The organism is Sorangium sp. So ce367, assembly GCF_051520455.1.
GTDB lineage: Bacteria > Myxococcota_A > Polyangia > Polyangiales > Polyangiaceae > Sorangium > Sorangium cellulosum_B.
Map to the genome: position 1 here is coordinate 8,155,513 of NZ_CP150334.1, position 15,992 is coordinate 8,171,504.

The 15,992-nt window shown below is 69.7% G+C and carries 11 protein-coding genes; 6 read left to right on the top strand and 5 right to left on the bottom strand.

What is annotated here, in order from left to right; genetic code table 11:
• Window positions 1–160 precede the first annotated feature (160 nt).
• A complete protein-coding gene (locus WME97_RS30825) occupies window positions 161–1,798 on the bottom strand; it encodes a glucose-6-phosphate isomerase (RefSeq protein WP_437542566.1) in 1,638 nt (545 codons plus the stop codon).
• A 144-nt stretch (window positions 1,799–1,942) separates the two neighbouring features.
• On the opposite strand from WME97_RS30825, the gene WME97_RS30830 reads away from it, so the two are divergent.
• The 4 genes from WME97_RS30830 (at window position 1,943) to speD (ending at window position 6,941) form a co-directional block, all read left to right on the top strand.
• The gene (locus WME97_RS30830) at window positions 1,943–4,882 is read left to right on the top strand and encodes a 2-oxoglutarate dehydrogenase E1 component (RefSeq protein WP_437542567.1); all 2,940 of its coding nucleotides are present in this window, start codon (window positions 1,943–1,945) and stop codon (window positions 4,880–4,882) included.
• A complete protein-coding gene (locus WME97_RS30835; RefSeq protein ID WP_437542568.1) occupies window positions 4,879–5,349 on the top strand; it encodes a PaaI family thioesterase in 471 nt (156 codons plus the stop codon). The genes WME97_RS30830 and WME97_RS30835 overlap by 4 nt, the downstream gene beginning before the upstream one ends.
• Before the next feature lie 218 nt (window positions 5,350–5,567).
• Window positions 5,568–6,311 carry a hypothetical protein gene (locus WME97_RS30840; protein WP_437542570.1) on the top strand — a complete coding sequence of 248 codons (744 nt, stop codon included), beginning with the start codon at window positions 5,568–5,570 and terminating at the stop codon, window positions 6,309–6,311.
• Between the two features lie 270 nt (window positions 6,312–6,581).
• Window positions 6,582–6,941: an S-adenosylmethionine decarboxylase gene (gene speD, locus WME97_RS30845; protein WP_437293597.1), complete on the top strand. Its 360-nt coding sequence runs from the start codon at window positions 6,582–6,584 to the stop codon at window positions 6,939–6,941.
• A 91-nt stretch (window positions 6,942–7,032) separates the two neighbouring features.
• Here speD and WME97_RS30850 read toward each other — a convergent pair whose 3' ends face one another.
• Window positions 7,033–8,457, bottom strand: coding sequence for a peptide MFS transporter (locus WME97_RS30850; protein WP_437542572.1), 1,425 nt, complete (start codon window positions 8,455–8,457; stop codon window positions 7,033–7,035).
• 481 nt (window positions 8,458–8,938) lie between these two features.
• Here WME97_RS30850 and WME97_RS30855 point away from each other — a divergent pair, with 481 nt between their 5' ends.
• Window positions 8,939–10,072 (top strand): hypothetical protein, encoded by a 1,134-nt coding sequence (locus WME97_RS30855; protein WP_437542573.1) that lies wholly within the window; start codon window positions 8,939–8,941, stop codon window positions 10,070–10,072.
• Between the two features lie 243 nt (window positions 10,073–10,315).
• Window positions 10,316–11,740 carry a proteinase inhibitor gene (locus WME97_RS30860; RefSeq protein WP_437542574.1) on the top strand — a complete coding sequence of 475 codons (1,425 nt, stop codon included), beginning with the start codon at window positions 10,316–10,318 and terminating at the stop codon, window positions 11,738–11,740.
• A gap of 46 nt (window positions 11,741–11,786) precedes the next feature.
• Here WME97_RS30860 and WME97_RS30865 read toward each other — a convergent pair whose 3' ends face one another.
• The 3 genes from WME97_RS30865 to WME97_RS30875 form a co-directional block, all read right to left on the bottom strand.
• The gene (locus WME97_RS30865) at window positions 11,787–13,568 is read right to left on the bottom strand and encodes a CotH kinase family protein (protein WP_437542575.1); all 1,782 of its coding nucleotides are present in this window, start codon (window positions 13,566–13,568) and stop codon (window positions 11,787–11,789) included.
• Between the two features lie 1,200 nt (window positions 13,569–14,768).
• Window positions 14,769–15,614 carry an immunity 26/phosphotriesterase HocA family protein gene (locus tag WME97_RS30870; protein WP_437542576.1) on the bottom strand — a complete coding sequence of 282 codons (846 nt, stop codon included), beginning with the start codon at window positions 15,612–15,614 and terminating at the stop codon, window positions 14,769–14,771.
• A gap of 2 nt (window positions 15,615–15,616) precedes the next feature.
• Window positions 15,617–15,919: a hypothetical protein gene (locus tag WME97_RS30875; protein ID WP_437542578.1), complete on the bottom strand. Its 303-nt coding sequence runs from the start codon at window positions 15,917–15,919 to the stop codon at window positions 15,617–15,619.
• Window positions 15,920–15,992: the final 73 nt, after the last annotated feature.

Sequence of the window (15,992 nt, forward strand, 5' to 3'; positions counted from 1 at the left end):
GGCAAGCGCGACCTCTACCCCTCTGCGAGGCACCCGCCCATGTCGCGACATGCCCGTCGCCTGCTCCGCGAGGCACCCGCCCATGTCGCGACATGCCCGTCGCCTGCTCCGCGACGCCCCCTACCATGTCGCGACATGCCCGCCGCCTGCTCCGCGACGCTCAGCGCGCCAGACGGTAGGTCGCGTCGAACGGCGAGCCGCCCTGCGGGACCTCCCGCGCGACGCCGCGCTCCGGGTTCGCCGCCAGGTGGCGCAGGATCCAGAAGACCGTCTCGACGTCGTCCGCGCCCGCCGCCTTCGCGACCTCGGCGAGCGACTGCGCGCGGCCCGCGCTCGCGCCGAGCGCCGCGAGCACCTTGGCCTGCAGGTCGAGCACCTCCTGCGCGGCCTTCTTGCCGGCCTCGACGCCGGGCTGGTGGTACGCGTTGATGCCCACGAGCGACGCGTACAGGCCCACCGCGCGCTCGTAGAGCGCGATCAGCATGCCGACGGCGCGCGCGTCGACCGTGTCGATCGTGAGCGTGATCGACTCGCGCCCGCTCTCGGTCAGCGCCTTGCGCGTCCCCTGGAGGAAGCCGTCGAGGTAGTCGCCGGTCGTGACGCCGGGGTCGACCTCGAGCACGCCGCGCGACGGCGCGCGATCCCGCAGCACCTCGATGAACGTGACGAAGAAGTTGTCGAGCCCGTCACGGAGCTGCTGCACGTACGCGTGCTGATCCGTCGAGCCCTTGTTGCCGTACACGGCGATGCCCTGGAAGACCTCCTTGCCCTCCCGATCCAGGCGCTTGCCGAGCGACTCCATCACGAGCTGCTGGAGGTAGCGCGAGAAGAGCTCGAGCCTGTCCTTGTACGGCAAGAGCACCATGTCCTTCCGGCCCACGCCGCCCGTCGCCGAGTACCAGGCGAGCGCGAGCAGCGCCGCGGGGTTCCGGGGGACCTCCTTCGAGCGCGTGACCTCGTCCGTCTCGCGCGCGCCCTGCAGCATCTCGACGATCGACAGCCCCTGGAGCGCCGCGGGCAGCAGGCCGACCGCCGACAGCTCGCTCGTGCGACCGCCGACCCAGTCCCACATCGGGAAGCGGGCCAGGAAGCCGTGCTTCGTCGCGTACCGGTCGAGCTCGCTGCCCTCCCCCGTCACCGCGACCGCGTGCGCGCCGAGCGAGAGGCCGAGCCGACGGTACGCCGCCTCGAGCTCGAGCATCCCGTTGCGCGTCTCCTTCGTCCCGCCCGACTTCGAGATGATCACCGCGAGCGTCGCGCCGAGATCGTCCCCGATGGCGTCCAGCGTGCGATCGATCCCGTCAGGATCCGTGTTGTCGAAGAAATGGATCTGCATCCGATCGGCCGGCGTCCCCAGCGCCGAGGCGACGAACTGAGGCCCGAGCGCCGAGCCGCCGATCCCGACGACGAGCACCCTGCTGAAGCGGGCCGCCCGCTCCGGCCGGACCCGCGCCGCGTGCACGTCCGCGGCGAAGCTCAGGATCCGCGCGTTCGTCTCCTCGATCGCCGCGCGCAGCGCCGCCTCGGGCGCGAGCTCCGGCGCGCGCAGCCAGTAGTGACCGACCCGGCGGCCCTCGTCGGGATTCGCGAGGCTCCCGCCCTCGAGCGCCGCCATCTCCGCGAGCGCCGCCTGAATTCGCGGTTCCATCGTGGTAAAAAAGTCGCTCCCGAAGCGGATCCGGCTCACGTCCAGCCAGAGGCCGAGGCTGGGCTCGTGGAAGAGGTGGTCCCGGAAGCGATCGAAGGGGAGGACGGCGGGCGCCGGTCCTCGACCCGGGGTTCTGCGGTCTTGATCCATGGCCCCCCTTCTACCGCTTCTCCCTACCGTTTCTCCAGGCGCTCGAACCCCTTGCCCGGACGATGTTCCGCCCCACGAGGCGAAGTCATCGGAAAACGACTCTAGCGTGCCGGCCCGACACGCGTTATTTGCACGCCGACCACGATGCAGCTTGATTTCGGAATCAATGCAGGGCTCGTCGAGGAGCTCTATGCCCAGTACCTCGAGAACCCGGAGTCGGTAGACCCCGGCTGGCGCTCGTTCTTCGAGGGAAAGAACGGCGGAGCGACGCCGAGCAGGCTGCCCGCTCCGGCGGCGACGCCGACCATCCCGCACCAGGTGCTGCGGCCCGGGAACGGGCACGGCTACGGGAACGGGAATGGCAAGACGAACACGAACGGCGAGGCCGCGAAGACGCTGGAGGCCGCGTTCGCACGGACGCTGAGCGAGCACCCGAGCTCGCCCGAGTCCTCGCGCGATCTCAAGGTGCTCGCGGAGGCCGCCATCAAGGCGCGCGTCTACGCCCTCGTGAACGCCTACCGCGTGCGCGGCCACCTCTTCGCGCACGTCGACCCGCTCGGCCTGCCGCCCGCCACGCCGCCCGAGCTCGACCTCACGAACTTCGGGCTCCGGGTCGAGGACCTCGAGCTGCCCTTCCCGACGACCGACCTCGCCGGCGTGCCGCCCGTCCTCACGCTGCGCGAGATCATCCGCCGGCTCGAGGAGACGTACTGTCGCTCGATCGGCGTCGAGTTCACGTTCATCGAGGAGCCCGAGGCGCGCCAGTGGCTCCAGCAGCAGATGGAGTCGACGCGCAACCGGCTCACGCTCGACCGCCAGAAGCAGCTCCGGATCCTCACGAAGCTCTCCGACGCCGAGATCTTCGAGCAGTTCATCCACAAGTCCTACGAGGCGGGGACGAAGCGCTTCTCGCTCGAGGGCGCCGAGAGCCTCATCCCGCTGCTCGACCTCATCATCGAGCGCGCGGGGGCGCACGAGGTCGACGAGATCGTGGTCGGCATGGCGCACCGCGGCCGGCTGAACGTCCTCGCGAACATCATGGACAAGAGCCTGCGCGAGATCTTCGCGGCCTTCGAGGACAAGAACGCGGAGCGCCACCTCGGCAGCGGCGACGTCAAGTACCACCTCGGCTACTCGACCGATCGCACGCTCGAGAACGGGCGCAACGTCCACCTCACGCTCACGTTCAACCCGAGCCACCTCGAGTTCGTGAACCCCGTCGTGCAGGGGCGCGTCCGCGCGAAGCAGGACCGCCGGCTCGCCGACGGCACGACCGACGCGCGCCGCCGCGTGATGCCGCTGCTCATCCACGGCGACGCGGCGTTCATCGGGCAGGGCGTCGTCGCCGAGACGCTCAACATGATGAACCTGCAGGGCTACACGACGGCCGGCACGGTCCACGTCATCGTGAACAACCAGGTCGGGTTCACGACCGATCCGATGGAAGGGCGCTCGACCCGCTACGCGTCCGATATCACGCGGATGCTCAAGGTCCCGGTGTTCCACGTGAACGGCGAGGATCCGGAGGCGGTCGCGCACGTCGCGCAGCTCGCGATCGACTACCGCACCCGCTTCGGCTCCGACGTGATCATCGACATGTACTGCTACCGGCGGTACGGCCACAACGAGGGCGACGAGCCGCGCTACACGCAGCCGCGGATGTACGCCGCGATCGACAAGAAGCCGACGGTCCGGCAGGTGTACGTCCGGCGCCTCATGGAGCTCGGGCAGGTCACCGAGGAGAAGGCCGACGAGATCGTCGTGCGGCGCCGCGAGGCGCTCGCCGCCGCGCTCGACGAGGTGAAGCAGAAGGGCTTCGCGCCGGTGCTGTACTCGATGGGCGGCGTGTGGTCGCACTACCGCGGCGGCGCCGACAACGCGACGCCGGAGGTGCCGACGAGCGTGCCGGCCGAGAAGCTCATCGCGCTGTCGGAGAAGCTCCTCGAGCTGCCCGAGGGCTTCAAGGCGCACCCGAAGGTGCTGCCGACGCTCCAGCAGCGGCACGACAAGCTCGTCGCCGGCGAGCCGTTCGACTGGGGCACGGGCGAGATGCTCGCCTACGCGTCGCTGCTCGCCGAGAAGACGCCGGTGCGGCTCTCCGGTCAGGACGTGCAGCGCGGCACCTTCAGCCACCGGCACGCGGTGCTGCGCGACGTCGAGACGAGCGCGCGCTACGCGCCCCTGTCGCGCGTGGCCGAGGGGCCGGCGCGCTTCGAGGCGTACAACAGCCCGCTCAGCGAGGCGGGCGTGCTCGGCTTCGACTTCGGCTACAGCCTCGACTACCCGGACGGGCTCGTCATCTGGGAGGCGCAGTTCGGCGACTTCCTGAACGGCGCGCAGGTCATCGTCGATCAGTTCCTCACGTCGAGCGAGGACAAGTGGCACCGGCTGAGCGGCATCGTGCTCCTCCTGCCGCACGGCTACGAGGGCCAGGGGCCGGAGCACTCGAGCGCGCGCATCGAGCGCTGCCTGCAGAACAGCGCCGAGGACAACATCCAGGTGTGCAACCTGACGACGCCGGCGCAGCTGTTCCACGTGCTGCGGCGGCAGGTGCACAGGCCGTGGCGCAAGCCGCTCATCATCGCGACGCCGAAGAGCCTGCTGCGCGTCCCGGCGACGTCGAAGGGCCCGCACCGGCCCGTGTCGACGATCAAGGATCTCTCCGAGGGCCAGTTCCACCGCGTGCTGCCCGACACGAGCGGGGTCGATCCGGCGGACGTGAAGCGGGTGCTGCTCTGCTCGGGCAAGGTCTACTACGACCTCGCGCTGGCGCGGGAGACGCGCGGGCTCAAGGACGTGGCGATCCTGCGGCTGGAGCAGCTGTTCCCGCTGAACGAGGAGATCGTGAACGCGCTCGCGCCCTACAAGGACGGCACGCCGCTCGTGTGGGTGCAGGAGGAGCCGCGCAACTACGGCGCCTGGTACTACATCCTCGCGGTGCTCCGGCAGCGCATCGGCGACCGGCTGCCGCTCTCGTGCGTGAGCCGCGCGCCGAGCGCGAGCCCGGCGACCGGCTCGCGCGCGAGCCACCTCCTCGAGCAGAAGATGCTGATGGACGAGGCGTTCGTCGGGGGCACCCGGTGAGCGGCGACGCGGCGAGCCTGCAGGACAGGTACTCGCCGCAGGGCCGCTGCTTCGGCTGCGGGCCGGCGAACGACAGGGGGCTCCGGCTGAAGAGCCGCGTCGAGGGCGACGCGGTGGTCTGCGACTTCACGCCGGAGCCGCACCACGAGGCGTTCCCCGGGATGCTCAACGGCGGCATCATCGGGGCGCTGCTCGACTGCCACTCCAACTGGACCGCGGCCCACCACCTGATGAAGGCGCGGGGGGCCGACGCGCCGCCGTGCACGGTGACGGCGGACTTCCACGTGAAGCTGAAGAAGCCGACGCCGCTCGGCGGCCCGGTGCACCTGCGGGCGCAGGTCGCCGAGGCGGAGGGCGACCGCGTCGTCGTCGAGGCGACCCTGGAGGCGGGCGGTCGGGTCACGGCGACGTGCCGCGGGACGTTCGTGGCGGTGAAGGAAGGGCACCCCGCCTTCCACCGCTGGTAAGCCCGAGCCGACGCACGGCGTGGGCCGCTGCCGCCGCTCGGTGACACACGCACACGCCGGCTGACGCGCGGCGCGGGCCGCCCGTCCGCGACCGGGAAGGCGTTGCTCGCCGCCTCCGTGGCACACGCGATGCTCGCGCCCCGGCGCGCGGCGTTCCCGGCGTGGCGCGCGGATCGATCCGCCGTCCTCGCGGCGCCGCGCAGCGAGGAGGATCCGCAATGAAGGCAAACACCGGGGTCGCGATCGCCGCGGGAGCGGTCGCCGTGCTCTGCGGGAGCGTCGCCGCTGCGCAGGACTTCGGGGGCGACGTCCCGCCGAGCTACCTGCGCTCTCCGCTGGGGGCGCCTGCCAACGCGCTCGAGCTCGGCCTCAACCTCGGGTACGCGCAGGGGTTCGGCGACATCGGGAGCGAGCGGCGCCTGCGCGATGTGGCGGGGCCGGGGGCGGGCGTGGGCGTGAAGCTCGTCTACCGCGCGGTGCCGAAGGTCGGCCTCGGGCTGACGTCGAGGTACGAGCAGTACATGGCGCAGGGCGCGGAGCAGGGCGGGGCCGACGTGCGCGGCGTGACGCTGGGCGCGGAGGCGAGCTTTCACCTGGCGCCGTTCGAGCGCGTCGATCCGGTGATCTCGCTGGGCGGCGGCTACCGGGCGCTGTGGACCGCGGCGCGGCCGGGGGTGTGGGCCGCGTCGCCCGCCGGGGTGAGGGGCGACACGGTGACCCACGGGATCGAGCTCGGGCGACTCCAGGTGGTGCTCGACGTCCGCATGTCCGAGAGCGTCGCGCTGGGGCCCACGATCGGCGGCGGGCTCAACCTGTTCCTCTGGGAGGACACCGAGGGGTCGATCCGCGCCTGGGAGGTCCCGGGCAGCCGCGTGAACAGCTTCGTGTTCGCGGGGCTCGAGGGGCGCTTCGACCTGGGTGGGCAGCGCGTGCGGGAGGTCGTCCAGGTCGCGCGGCGGTAGAGCGACGGTCACCCGCTTCGGATACGGGCCCACCTCGACGTTTTCGGTGCTCAGCGCACCGGAGTGCGCTTGCGCGCCGAAAACGCCGATCTGGACCCGTCTCCTGTGCGGGAGACCGTCGCTCTGCTCGGCATGTGCAGAGGGCGCTGTAGCGCGGCGAACACGCGCTCCTCGGGCCTACCCCTTCGTGAGACCGATTCAGGTTCCGCGGTGCTCGGGGTCGGCTACCCTGGGCGGCCGGCGCGGACCGCCGCGCGCGCTCGCTCACCGATGCAGCTCTTCGTCGCTCTTGCCCTGTTCGAGGGCTGTCCCTCCGACTTCCTGAACAGCCCGGCCGCGCTCCGCGGGGCGCTGGAGGCGGCCGTCGCCGCGGGCTCGTTCACCCTGCTCGAGATGGTGGTCGTTCCGTTCTCTCCGCAGGGCATCACCGCGTGCGCCGTCGTCGGCGAGTCGCACGTGGCGCTGCACTCCTGGCCCGAGTCCGGGCGGCTCTTCGTCGACGTCGCCTCGTGCAGCACGCTGGAGAGCGTCCGCCGCGCCGTGGCCGCCATCGGGAGCGCGCTGCCCGAGGGGCGGCTCGCGACCCTCGACGAGCGGATCGTCGACCCCGCCGGCGCGCGGGCGCCCTGACGCGGCGCCGCGCCTCGCTGCGCGGGCAGGGCCCCTGGCGCGGCGCCGCGCCCTCGCGGAGAGGGCGCGGCTGCGCCGGGCGCGGTGGGGATCAGTGCTGGCCGAGAACGCGGCGGAGCGGCTTGTTGAACGCGAACATCGCGGCGCCGGCGCCGAGGCCGAGGAGGGTGAGCATCAGGAAGAACATGTCCTTCGACCAGCGCTCGTAGAAGATGCCGATGTAGCCGCTGAGCGTGTTGCCGAGGAAGCTCGAGACGAACCACATGCCCATCATCATCGACACGATCCGCACCGGCGAGACCTTGGTCACGAGCGACAGGCCGATGGGCGACAGGTAGAGCTCGCCGATCGTGAGCAGCAGCGTGCAGAAGACCGGCCAGAACAGGCTGCCCTTGCCGTCGCCGACGGCCTGCGCGCCGACGATCATCACGATGAACGACAGCCCGAGGATGGTGCAGCCCAGGGCCATCTTCGAGACGCTCGTCGGCTCGGAGCCCCGCTTCGCCTGCCAGCGCCAGAAGACGTCGAGCAGGGGGGCGAACAGGATGATGCAGAGCGGGTTCACCGACTGGAACCACGTCGACGGGATCTGGAAGCCGAGGACGGTGGGCCACACCGTCTTCTCGTCGGCCCAGCTCTGCATCGTGTTGCCCTGCTGCTCGTAGACCGCCCAGAAGACGACGTTGAGGGCGCAGAGCGCCACGAGCGCGCCGACGCGCTGCCACTCGTCGCCGGAGAGCGGCTGCTTCTGCTCGCCGACGCCCTCCGCCGTCTTCATCAGGTTGTCCTTGGCGAGGTACTTCTGCCCCGCCAGGTAGACGACGAGCCCAAGGCACATCCCGACGCCCGCGGCGGCGAAGCCGTAGTGCCAGCCGTAGACGGCGGCCAGGGTGCCGCACACGAAGTTGCAGATGAAGGCGCCGAGGTTGATGCCCATGTAGAAGATGGTGAAGGCGCCGTCGCGGCGCGGATCACCCTTCGGGTACAGGCTGCCGACCTGGGTCGAGATGTTGGGCTTGAACGCGCCGTTGCCGAGGATGAGCAGGAGCAGCGCGATGAAGAACGAGTTCTCGAACGCCATCACGAAGTGTCCGATGGCCATCAAGACGCCGCCGATCACCACCGTCTTGCGCTGCCCCCACACCTTGTCGGCGAGGATGCCGCCGAAGAACGGCGTGAGGTACACGAGTCCCGTGTACAGCCCGTAGAGCATGGACGCCTGCTCGCCGGGCGCGCTCGGGAGGAGTCCCTTGATGAACTGCCAGGCGAACACCGTGGTCGGATCACCGGCGACGAGATCGCATGGCTGCGCGTGCTGCCGGCACCCCTGGTAGGCCTCTCGCGCGGTGACGAACAGGTAGTTCGCCATATACAGCTTGAGCAGGCCGCGCATGCCGTAATAGGAAAAGCGCTCCCACATCTCCGCGAAGAAGAGGATCACGAGCCCCGGCGGGTGCTTGAAGCGCCTCTCGAAAGCGGTGACGGGGAGGGCCGGCTCGATTGCTTGCTCGCTCAATGCTGTCTTCTCCACGAGCTGGGACCACGCTGCGTGGTGGTCGGGCGATGCGGGGGATCGTGGGGCGCGCTGCCCCTCGGCACGGGGATGCTAGACGATCCGCGACGACCACGTCACCCCCTTGTTGCGCACAGCGTCGAGCCGGGTGAACAGGGTGTCCACGTAGGCGGCCCTTCGGCCACGGCCGGAGGACAGGTGGGCGGGACGCTCCGGTCGGCTCTGCGCTGGGCGAAGCGGCCGCGGGCCGGCGAGCGGCCGCTGCCGCTGGCGGAGCGAGCGCCGGTGGTGGCGGACCAGCCTCCGCGCCGACGCCGCCGGCCGCCGCGGATGGACCGCATCAGCCCGCGCCGTCCTCGGTTGTGCCGGGAGCGTCCCCTTCGCCGCGGGCTCCGCCCTGGCCGCGCGAGGGCGCCCTCTCTCTGAAGGCGAGATCCGCAGTCGAGGCTTCCGGTGAGAGGCTGTCGGCCGCAGATGCTTTGTGATGCAACATCCCAAAACTCGCTATGTCCCGAGGGACAGCGCACGTTCGACGGGTCTCCTGTGGATTCTGCTTCTCCCTGCCTGCGCGGGCGTCGAGCCGTCGCCGCCGGAGGCGTGCTCTCCTGGCGAGGAGCGCTTTCGCGGGCGGTGCGTCCAGCCCGCCGCCCGCTACGAGCCTGAAGAGCGGGTTGACCGGGACAACGTCGTCGCCTTCGGCGCCGAGCTCACCCGGCTCGCGCTGCCGGAGCCGCCGCGCAGCGGCTTCAGGATCATCGCGCCGCCGCGGCTCATGGCGCCCGGCGAGGAGGCGACCTTCTGCGTGTCATGGCCTTTCCCCGCGATCGAGAGCACGACCGTCCACGCGGCGCGCGTGTACGCGACGGCCGGGCTGCATCACAGCAACGTGATCGCCAAGCCGGTCAATCCATCGTTCGGGCCGAACCCTTACCCGGGCTGCCATCCTGGCGCCGACGATCCCTTCGGTACGCTGCCGGCGGCCATCCCGGACGTGCTCTTCGCGAGCTCCACGCAGGTCGTCGGCGAGGAGACGCTCGTCTTCCCGGAGGGGATGGGCTTCACCCTCGAACCGTCCCGCGAGATCGCGACGAGCATCCACCTGCTCAACACGTCGCCCGAGCCCGCGGTCGTCGAGATCGCCTACGACTTCTTCACCATGCCTCTCTCGGAGCGGACGGAAGAGCTCGCGCCGTTCGTCTTGAGCGTCAACGACTTCCTCGTCCCGCCGCGCGCCACGCGGACCATCGGCACGACGTGCTCGACGTTCGGCGGGAACATCGTCTCTCTGATGCCGCACACGCACCGTTACGCCGATGCGTTCGACGTCGACGTCATCCGCGCGGACGGGGGCGAGGCGCGCGTGTACGAGGGCGGGGCGTTCGATCTGGAGAGCGACATCGAGGTCTTCCGGCCGGCGCTCGCGCTCGGCGAAGGCGACTCCCTCCGGTACGCGTGCAGGTTCCGGAACACGTCGGACCACGATCTCACGTTCGGCTACGGGGACAACGAGATGTGCATGCTGTTCGGGTACATGTACCCGCCCGACAAGCAGCTGGCGGGGATCTCGCTGCGCGACGGGGAGCCATGCATCTCGCTCGGCCTCGGCGCGCTCCGGTGAGGAGCTTCGTCGCCGCCTGATCCCCGCGGGCGCGGGCGAACGCCCCTGGACACGCCTCCGCCTCCTCCAAGCGAATGGCGCCATGAGCAAGAACGTATTCTTGCATACATAATTCTCAGAAAAAGATTGGACGACAGTTGAACAACCATGAACAAACGGTATACAGACGGACGCTCGTCGGGAAAATTCGTGGGACAGATCACAATCAACGTCGTCCGAGAGCGACGTTCAGGAGATTCGACCGTGAAGCAAGAGCTCCTCCGTTCACCGCACGTGATGCTGGGCGCAGCGCTCCTCGTCTCGGCCCTGGGAGGGCTGGGCGCCTGCCAGGGGACCGAGGAAGACGCCGCATCGGGGGCTCCAGAGGCCGCCGGGTCGCCCGGTCGTTGCGTCTATACGAGCGCCTTCAGCCAGGCCGAGGAGTGCCGTGAGTACACAGGCGCGGGCTGGACCGCCGAGACCGCGGAGGCCGACTGCAAGGCGCTCCAGGGCTCCACGTTCACCGGGGGCGAGAGCTGCGTCTATCCAGAGACGCTCGGCCGATGCGTGCTCGGCAGCGGGACTGACGACGAGTACAGCCTCGTCCTCCCCGGCGGCGACACGAGCCAGTGCGCCTCGACCCAGCGCGGCTGCGAGATGTTCGGCGGCGGCCGGTTCGAGCCCGACGCCTGCGAGGGCGCGGCCGAGGAGCCCGGCGGCGGCGTGGGCACGGGCGGCGCCGTCTTCCAGTGGCCCGAGCAGGTCTGCGTCGACCCGATGGCCGGCGAGCCGGCAGGGCAGAGCGGCGGGAAGGTCTGCACGTTCGGCGCGATCTCGGGCTGCACCGAGCCCGGACGCCTGTTCACCGACTACGCGTCGTGCGAGCCGGTCCTCACGCAGCGCCCGTACTGGCCGGCGCCCCCCTCCGACTACAAGACGCCGAGCGACGATCCACGCCTGTCCGATCCGGAATGGCTCGGCGAGCTCGCCTGGGTCACGGAGCAGACCGAGGCGTGCGGGTGCGTGTGCTGCCACTCGGAGAAGGCCGCGCCGGCCGCGGGGCCGTCGAACTGGTACATCGAGGCCGGACCGGTCTGGACCGACAGCTTCTATCCAACGGGCCTCGCGCTGGCGGCCGGCTGGGTCTCCTCGGCGGCGCTCGGCGCGTACCCGCCGGACCAGAACAACGGTTTCTCCCGTGACGTCAGCGGACTGCCCTCCACGGACCCGGCGCGCATGGTCGCGTTCTTCGAGGGCGAGCTCCTCCGCCGCGGATTCACGAAGGAGGATTTCGCCGACGAGACCCCGTTCGGCGGGCCGCTCCATGAACAGAGCCTCTACGTGCCAGGCGACTGCGCGGCGGGGGAAGGCGTGGACGCCGCGGGCAAGATCACGTGGAGCGGCGGCGACGCCCGCTACGTCTACGTCCTGTCGGCGAACGCCGAGAACCCGGGCGCTCCGCCCAACCTCGACCTGCCCGAGGGGACGATCTGGCGGCTCGACGTGCCCTCGAGCGCCGCGCCCGTCAAGAGCGGGATCACCTACGGCGAGGTCCCACCGGGCACGAAGCAGGGCTATCCCGCCGAGGGGAGCCCCGAGGAGCTCGTCCCGGGCACGAAATACTACCTGTACGTCTGGGAGGACGTCGCCATCCCGATCACGCGGTGCCTGTTCGAGGCTTCGCCCTGAGAGGGAGCTCCACGGCGGAGCCCCCTCCCTCGGGGTTCAGCCGGCGTCAGTCCGCTGCTTTACCGCCGGCGCCGCCCGCACCCGCGGCGCCGCCGCCCGCTCCGACAGGCGCTTCGCCGCCACCCGCTCCGGCGCCTGCGTCGCCGCCGCCCGCTCCGACAGGCGATTCGCCGCCGCCCGCTCCGGCGCCCGCGTCTCCGCCGCCCGCTCCGACGCCGCCGCCGCACGCCTTGGGATAGTCGCAGTAGCCGCCGCAATCGACCAGGGGAGGAACGCAGAAGCCGCACTCCTGGGGAAAGCCGCAGTAGCCGCCGCAATCGATCTGGGGAGGCATGCAGAGCTGCGGCTGCTCGCGGTTCCTCTCCAGCTCCACCGGCAGGACCTCGAGCTGCTGGGTGAGCCAGGCGTCCAGCTCCTTGTATCGCTGCTCGTCGCCCGCGCGGAGCATGCCCTCGTCCGACAGCTGCTCGTAGAGACCCTTCAGCACCGCGTTCGGGTCCAGCGCCGCGAACTCCTCGATCACCTCCTCGCACGCCGCGATCGTGTCGGCCCAGCAGGCCGGCTCGCTCTGGCACCCGCGCGCCAGCGTGTTCGTGCCGGCCAGGGGCACCACCGGATACCAGCTCTGCCCCAGGCTGATGTCGACCGAGTACGGCAGGTACTGGAACAGACCATCGGCGCGCTCGACCAGCACGACGTTGTTGCTGTTGTGGAGCGCGTCGTCCCCGGTGGCGAGCACCCACGACAGGCACTGGAACCGGTGGAACGCCGGCCAGTCGATCCAGCCCTCGAGCGCCGCCTTGAATCCCTCGCCAGCGGGCGTCGCGGCGATCAGCTCCTCGAGCTCCTTCGCGCGGGTGTTGTCACACTCCTTGAGCTGGCAGTTCTCTGGATCGTCGAAGGCGCTCCCGCCGAACGGCACCACGTCGATGGGGAGCGGGATCCCGCCGCCCCCCGGGACGTCGACGGCGAAGTCTCCGGCGAACTCCCACATGTTGGCGCAGCCGCCGCCGAACTTGCTCTCGAGGCGGGTGCAGAACGACTTCTTGTAGCGCTCGACCACGATGTAGGGGATGGCCACCTCCGCGCCCCAGACGTTGCTCGACAGCCAGGCGTAGTTGGTCAGGGGAGCCGGATAATCGAGGCGGGCATAGAGATCGAGCGTGAGGCGCTCACGGAAGATGCTGCCGACCTGGCCGTTGTTGAAGCGCACGTGCTCGAAGCCGCCGAGCCGTTGCTTCTCGACGAACTCGTCGGCGTCGATGTTGAGGTTGGGGATGGTTCGCTTCGTCCAGGGCCGCTGCGTCGACTGGCCAGCGACCCCCACCTGGACCTTGCCGTAGTCGGCCGTCTTGCCCTCGGCGCCGGCCGTCGTCACCCACAGATGATCGACGAAGGTGGTGTCCTCCCCGGTCGGTGAGTAGATGTCCCCGAATGCGTCCCTCTTGATGGGGCCCCCGATGCCGCCGAGCCCTTCGTTCATGGCCTCGAGCTGCTCTTCCGAGACGGCGAACCAGTAGCGGTTGCCGACGGTGCCGAAGACGTCGAGCGCGTGCTCGGCCACCTGGGTGTCCACGACCGGCGCTCCCGGGTACGGCTCGGGCGCGCCGCCGGCGCCCCCGCCACCACCGGCGCCGCCAGCGCCGCCGGCGCCGCCAGCGCCGCCCTCCCCGTTCGTGTAGTAGTAGTTGTAGATGTTGTCCGGCTTGTCAGCGCACCCCGCCGAGATGACGGCAGACGGGAGGGCAAGCAGGGCAAACAGCGAGATGACTCGCGTGCGGGACGACCATGATCGAGCAGAGGAAGACGACGGCAGCTGATTGGACATGAAGCGCAACCTTTCCGCTTCACGCCCATTGCAAAGAACGTACCGTTCACGGCGAAATTGTAGCGCGTCGGTGTCGATGCCCTGGAGATCAGGTCGGCCCTTGCGGGTCCGGCGGGTTTGTCGAGGAGCTCGCGCCGTCCGTGCCGCGGTGCGTGGACGCGCCGCCGGAGCCCCCTCATGACACGAGGGTCAGAGGCTGGCACACTGCCCGGGAGCTTCGTCCTTGTGTGCCAACGCCGCGACGCGGCGTCGATCCATCGGGGCGAGGATCGCACCGGCGCTCCCACCGCGCGCCGGCGATGGGTCGTGCTCTCCGCCGCCCGCGGCCGCGCCGAGCTTCGCCCGTCCGTGAGCGCGCATGCAGACCCGCGGAAATCGGGCGCGAACTGGCTCCCGGAGGTGGCCGACCGGCAAGCACGCCGGCGTCGGCGTGACACCGGGAAGAAAGCCTGGTAGCCGCCTGAGCCTTCGGTCGGCGCGAGGTCAGGGTACACGACGCGCCGGCGCGTCGCGCCGCAGGGGCAACACGCGCCCCCCCGGCCCTCTACGTCAGGGTATACCGGCCGAAGGTAGCCGCCGTTGTTCGGGCCGGCGTCCGCGAACAGGTGGTGTGCGAACGCCATGCGGTCACCGGTCTGAAGTTCAAGCGTCCCCCCCGCGACGCCCTCTGTAGCCGAACCTTAGATATCACCGGCGCCGTCAGGCGTCCGCTCGACGAAGGGGTCAGGCACCTTCTCCCCTCGCGGGCCCCTGCGGCGCCTCAAGATGAAGGCGTCGTAGGAGTGACTCCAGCACTTCGAACAGCTCTTCTGAGCTGTGCTCGGTATACGGCGGCTCGAGCCAGCCATCGCGACAAGCGCCATATGAGACCCTAAACCTCTGGTCGGACCAATCCCACACCAGCCGCACATAGTGGTGAGATCCGCTCGCAGCATAGCTGGGCGCAGTGGTAACATGAAAGTGGACGAGGCTGGTGAATGCGCACAAACTTCCCGAGTCAGCACGCCCCTGCAGAGCACGGACAGCCTCAACCATTGGTCGCCAGTCCTCGCCTTCAGATTGGCGGCCTGCATGTCGGGCCAGATAGAAGGCCAGGTGTTCAGGAGATGTTAGCGGTGCCCACATAGGCCCCTAACGATCTGCGGCTCTGCTACGCGACCCGCCGGACAGCAGCGGCTTGTTTGGATGCGCCCCACACATTTACTTGCGCTCATGCGACTCCGGAGCGGAATGAAGCCGCCATGAATCAGGTTCGCCGGCGAGAAGGCCCTTCAACCGGGCGGCCACGTGCGGCGGCGAGAACGCCCCCCACCGGTCGATTCCGACGCATTCAGAAGCAGGGACCTCCTTTCCATCCTGATTCGCATCCCACATGTCAAAGACAAGGCACGACGGGCTTCCGGCCGCCTGGTGAAAGAAGAGGATGGGCCTCGTGAGATGTGATTCGAGCGGAAGACGACCGATCACACGCCATCGGCGGTCTCGGAAGCCAGCGTTGTTGCACGTGACGACGAACGCCAGCGGGGAGCCAGCGATCTGTTCAACGGACAGCTCGCCATCTCGCTCCGACGAGGTCAGGTAGAACGCGTACCAGCCGTATTTGCGCTCGGGGATCAGGACGCGGCCGAACCCAAGCCGGCCGTCATCGAGTGGAAGGCAGAAAACGTCACCTTGGACGAGACGAGGACTCTTCGTTTTCGCGGCGCGCTTCGACTTGCGCTGTGGCCCGTTCAATTGCTCCCTGAGCTCCTCGAGCACAGCGCGCCGCTCCGGGTCCCCATTCCAGGCCGCCATCGCTGCGCCAGAGTCGATGACCCGAAGCGCCTGGGCCTTGACGCTCGGGTCCAGCCGACCGTACTCGAGCTGCGTGGCGGCCAGGCTCAACCAGAACACGGGTTCCTCGTCCACGTCCATGGCGCCGTAGGTGCGGATCATCTCGGTCGTGACGGCCTCGTTGGGGGCGCCCGACGAGAGGCGTTCCAGATAATCCGCGCGTACCTCGACCGCGAAATCGTCCTCGAGGATCTGATGGCCCCAGGTTCCCATTGCTACGTTATGCCCCGCTTCGTCTTGTCATGACGGTTCGACCATGCAGTTCCTTCCGTCGATGACAACCACGCCTGCCCTTCGCGCGTGAGCAGCCAAATTTCGTCGCGCGTTCGGCGGCGAAGCCATAGATCGAGGTGGTCGACGACACCGCCCCATAGAAACCATGCGGGCACGAACGCGACCACGGCCGCAACGGCCGACAAGGCTTCGATGCGCGAATAGAGACCCCCTCCAACGGCCCCTGCGGTGCCGCCTGCGAGCAGCGCGGAGATCAGAACCCGTACGGGCTTCGCGATCTTCACCGAGGCACTCCATTCATAGCCACCAGCACGACCACGTGACGCGCGGGGTCGTCGTTCCAGTATCGGTCGATTG

What these genes read in the sequence shown, in the direction of transcription:
- WME97_RS30825 (WP_437542566.1), bottom strand. Translation starts at nt 1,798, where the DNA reads ATGGATCAAGACCGCAGAACCCCGGGTCGAGGACCGGCGCCCGCCGTC.
- WME97_RS30830 (WP_437542567.1), top strand. Translation starts at nt 1,943, where the DNA reads ATGCAGCTTGATTTCGGAATCAATGCAGGGCTCGTCGAGGAGCTCTAT.
- WME97_RS30840 (WP_437542570.1), top strand. Translation starts at nt 5,568, where the DNA reads ATGAAGGCAAACACCGGGGTCGCGATCGCCGCGGGAGCGGTCGCCGTG.
- speD (WP_437293597.1), top strand. Translation starts at nt 6,582, where the DNA reads ATGCAGCTCTTCGTCGCTCTTGCCCTGTTCGAGGGCTGTCCCTCCGAC.
- WME97_RS30855 (WP_437542573.1), top strand. Translation starts at nt 8,939, where the DNA reads ATGCAACATCCCAAAACTCGCTATGTCCCGAGGGACAGCGCACGTTCG.
- WME97_RS30865 (WP_437542575.1), bottom strand. Translation starts at nt 13,568, where the DNA reads ATGTCCAATCAGCTGCCGTCGTCTTCCTCTGCTCGATCATGGTCGTCC.
- WME97_RS30870 (WP_437542576.1), bottom strand. Translation starts at nt 15,614, where the DNA reads ATGGGAACCTGGGGCCATCAGATCCTCGAGGACGATTTCGCGGTCGAG.